Below are 3276 nucleotides of genomic sequence, written 5' to 3' on the forward strand. Positions count from 1 at the left end.
GATCTCTTCCTCGCGATCTCGATCACGCTGTCGATCCTGATCCTGATGACCTCGCTGTTCATCCAGGCGCCGCTGGAATTCTCCTCGTTCCCGACCATCCTGCTGATCTCGACCATGCTGCGGCTGTCGCTCAACCTGGCCTCCACCCGGCTGATCCTGTCGAAGGGCCATGAGGGCACTGCGGCCGCCGGCCACGTCATCGAGGCCTTCGGCAATTTCGTGATGGGCGGCAATTTCGTGATCGGAATTATCGTCTTCGCGATTCTCGTAATCGTGAACTTCGTCGTCATCACCAAGGGTTCGGGGCGCATCGCCGAAGTCGCCGCGCGCTTCCACCTCGACGCCATGCCCGGCAAGCAGATGGCGATCGACGCCGATCTCTCCGCCGGCCTGATCGACGAGAAAGTTGCAAAAGAGCGGCGCAAGGCGCTGGAAGACGAAAGCGGCTTCTTCGGCGCGATGGACGGTGCCTCGAAGTTCGTACGCGGCGACGCGGTCGCGGGGCTTCTGGTCGTCTTCATCAACGTCATCGGCGGCATCATCATCGGCGTCGCCCAGCAGGGCCTTTCTTTCGCCGAGGCCGCGCACAGCTACACGCTGTTGACCGTCGGCGACGGCCTGGTCACGCAAATCCCGGCGCTGATCGTCTCCACCGCGGCGGGCTTGCTGGTTTCGAAAGCGGGCGTCAGCGGCGCCGCCGACAAGGCGCTGATGAAGCAGCTCTCCGGCTATCCGCAGGCGCTGGGCATGTCGGCCGGCGTGATGCTGGTGCTGGCAACGCTGCCGGGCATTCCGATGCTTCCCTTCCTCGCGCTGGGCGGCGGCGCGGCGGCGCTGGCGTGGAACGCAAACAAGCGCAAGACCGCCACCAAGGTGGCCGATGCCGCCGCGGCGGCAGCTCCGGCCGCAGCGGCTGCGGCGGCGAACGCCGCCGACGAGCCGATCTCGACCGCGCTGAAGATCGACGATCTCAAGATCGAGCTGGGCTATGCGCTGCTGCCGCTGGTCAACGGCCCCGACGGCACCGACCGCCTCACCGAGCAGATCAAGGCGCTGCGCCGATCCCTCGCGATCGAGATGGGTTTTGTCATGCCGGCGGTGCGCATCCTCGACAATGTGCAGCTCGAGGCCAACACCTACATCATCAAGATCAAGGAAGTGGACGCCGGCTCCGGCAAGATCTGGCCGAACCAGTTCATGGTCATGGACCCCGCCGGCAACCAGGTCAGCGTGCCCGGCATTCACACCATCGAGCCGACCTTCGGGCTGCCGGCGACCTGGGTCGACGCCGCCTTGAAAGAGGAAGCCTCGCTGAAGGGCTACACCGTGGTCGACGCCGCCACCGTGCTCTCGACCCATCTGACGGAACTGCTCAAGAACAACATGTCGGACCTGTTGTCCTATGGCGAAGTGCAGAAGCTGCTCAAGGACCTGCCGAAGGAACAGGGCGAATTGATCAAGGACATCGTGCCGAGCCAGGTCACGATCTCCGGCATCCAGCGCGTGCTGCAACTCCTGCTCGCCGAGCGCATCTCGATCCGCGATCTCTCGACCATTCTCGAGGGCATCGCCGACGCGCTGGCGTTCTCGCGCAACCCCGCGACCATGGTCGAACACGTTCGCGCCCGGCTGGCGCGGCAGATCTGCGCGCAGAACACTTCCCAGAACGGCTATTTGCCGCTGATCGCATTGTCGGCAAAATGGGAGCAGGCCTTTGCCGAGTCGCTGGTCGGCACCGGCGATGACCGCAGCCTCGCGATGCAGCCATCCAAACTGTCCGAGTTCATGACCGTGGTGCGCGACCGCTTCGAACAGGCCGCGCGCGAAGGCGAAGCGCCGGTGCTGGTGACGTCGGCGGCGATCCGCCCGTTCGTGCGTTCGCTGGTGGAGCGCTTCCGCTCGCAAACCACGGTGCTGTCGCAGGCGGAAATTCACCCCAGAGCGCGGCTGAAGACGGTCGGCAGCGTCTGATCTTCGCACCGATCTCGCGCGATTGAAATTGCGTATCATGCGCATAAGAATCTTTTCAAGAATCGTTCAAGACTGCGCGTGACGCTGTTGCTGCCGAAGGGTGGCGGCGCTACTGAGATCGCATGTTCGCTTCATCAGCCGCATCGGATCGTCCCTCGCCCCTTCCGTTTCTTCGCTTCCTGCCTCTGCCGCTTCTGCAACCCGTTCTCAGTCTCATCGGCACGCAGGTTGCCAAACGCCAGCCCGATGTTTTCCTGCGGCTCGGGCCGCACGCGCAAAAATCCTTCATCATCGACCCAACCGATCTTCCGTTCGTGCTGGTGTTGAAACCGAGACCCGAGGCGCCCTCGCTCAGCGCCTGGCGGCGAAATGATGCGCCCCCTTCCCACGCGCGCATCGCGGGCACATTCCTCAATTTGTTCGACCTGATCGACGGCTCGCTCGACGGCGACGCGCTGTTCTTCTCGCGCCGGCTTCGCGTCACCGGCGACACCGAAGCCGTGGTCGCGCTGCGCAATGCGCTCGACGACGTCGACGGCGGGGTGGTGGAAAGCATCACCAGGGCGTTCGGTCCGCTGGCGCCGATCGCGACGATGACGGTCTCACATCTGCGCACGTTATCGCGGCAGGGAGAAAAATCATGATGGATGATGCAGCGCCCCGGCGCGTCGAACTGGTCTGCCCGGCCGGAACGCCGGCCAGCCTGCGCACCGCGGTCGATGCCGGCGCCGACACCGTCTATTGCGGCCTGCAGAACGCCACCAATGCGCGCAACTTTCCCGGACTGAATTTTTCGCCGGACGAGCTCAAGAAGTCGGTCGACTACGCCCATGCGCGGGGCAGCAAGGTGCTGCTGGCGGTCAATACTTTTCCGCCCGCGGGCCAGTTCCAGCTCTGGAAAGATGCCGTCGGGCTCGCCGCCTCGGTCGGGGTGGACGCCATCATCGTCGCCGACATGGGGGTCGCGGCCTTTGCCGCACGTGAATATCCGCAGCTGCGGCTGCATCTGTCGGTACAGGCCGGCGCTTCCTCTCCGGAAGCGATCCGCTTCCATTGCGAGGAGTTCAACATCAGGCGCGTGGTGCTGCCGCGCATCCTGACCGTTGCCGAGATCGCCGACGTCCACCGCCAGATACCCTGCGAGATCGAGGCCTTCGTGTTCGGCAATATCGGCATGATGGCGGAAGGCCGCTGCAGCCTGACCAATTATGTCACGGGCATTTCGACCAATATGGACGGCGTGTGTTCGCCGGCCGCCGATGTCCATTATGAAGAGGAAGCCGACGGCACGCTGACAACCCGCCT

At 64.3% G+C, this 3276-nt stretch carries 3 protein-coding genes; all 3 read left to right on the forward strand.

Annotated elements, in window-relative coordinates:
- The coding region (gene flhA / locus QZ213_RS26410) for a flagellar biosynthesis protein FlhA (protein WP_291688999.1) at positions 1–1971 on the forward strand (1971 nt) is incomplete at its 5' end.
- 122 nt (positions 1972–2093) lie between these two features.
- Positions 2094–2615: an SCP2 sterol-binding domain-containing protein gene (locus QZ213_RS26415; protein WP_291689000.1), complete on the forward strand. Its 522-nt coding sequence runs from the start codon at positions 2094–2096 to the stop codon at positions 2613–2615.
- A partial coding sequence (locus QZ213_RS26420) for a peptidase U32 family protein (RefSeq protein ID WP_291689001.1) occupies positions 2612–3276 on the forward strand: 665 nt, incomplete at its 3' end. The genes QZ213_RS26415 and QZ213_RS26420, both read left to right, overlap by 4 nt.

Source organism: Bradyrhizobium sp., from assembly GCF_017881085.1.
Lineage (GTDB): Bacteria > Pseudomonadota > Alphaproteobacteria > Rhizobiales > Xanthobacteraceae > Bradyrhizobium.